This window comes from Vibrio sp. 1180_3, from assembly GCF_029478545.1.
Taxonomy (GTDB): domain Bacteria; phylum Pseudomonadota; class Gammaproteobacteria; order Enterobacterales; family Vibrionaceae; genus Vibrio; species Vibrio aestuarianus.
The window spans coordinates 1-752 of record NZ_SJFM01000148.1 but is presented as its reverse complement, the minus strand read 5'-3'; the positions used below and the strand labels follow the sequence as shown (position 1 = coordinate 752).

The window sequence follows — 752 nt, the reverse complement described above, 5'->3', positions numbered from 1 at the left end:
GGCGTTAGGCTATTCAGAGGATACGATGACAGATTTAAAAAATAATGAGCAATATTTCGACGTTTCTTTTGAGAAGCTTTCCTCACCTGATGAGAAATATAGCGACGTCGAGTTTGAAGATTGCCAATTCTCCGACTGCGATTTTTCAGCGGTTAAATTCCAGAAATGTAAGTTTACAAACTGCACATTTGAACGCTGCAATTTGAGTTTGGTGGATTTTACAAACTCAAAGCTCTTTGAGCTTAAATTTCAAGACAGTAAGTTAGTTGGCGTTGATTGGACGAAAGCGACATGGCCAGTTTATCACTCAGACTTTGAGCTAAGTTTTAAGCGTTGTATTTTAAATGACTCGTCTTTCTTTGGCCTGACCTTAAATGAATTGGTTTTGGATGAATGTAAGTTGCATGATGTTGATTTCCGTGAAGGTAACTTTGCAGGTTCAATAATGATTTATAGTGATTTTAGCCACAGTTTATTTATGAGAACAAATTTGCAAGGGGTTGATTTCAGTGAATCAACAGCATACTCAATTGACGTACTAGAAAATAACGTTAAAAAGGCTAAGTTTTCACGATATGAAGCGTTGAGCTTATTAGAAAGCTTAGGTATTGAATTGGTGGATTAATAGCCTAACAAGGCATTTAAGACGGATTCCCAACGCTCGGCATTTTCGGTTCGCTTCGGCTTAAGTGTTTACGGTACAATACGTTAGGTGCAGTGGTCTGCGTTGCTCACCACTTAATGCGGCGTTA

The 752-nt window shown here is 38.3% G+C and carries 1 protein-coding gene; it reads left to right on the top strand.

The window, feature by feature from the left end:
• The first annotated feature begins 25 nt into the window (after positions 1 to 25).
• Positions 26 to 625, top strand: a complete 600-nt coding sequence (locus tag EYW48_RS21345) for a pentapeptide repeat-containing protein (protein WP_017044157.1) — start codon at positions 26 to 28, stop codon at positions 623 to 625.
• Positions 626 to 752: the final 127 nt, after the last annotated feature.

Bases quoted from the DNA above. Each gene is read 5' to 3' on its own strand.
- EYW48_RS21345 (WP_017044157.1), top strand. From the start codon at position 26: ATGACAGATTTAAAAAATAATGAGCAATATTTCGACGTTTCTTTTGAG.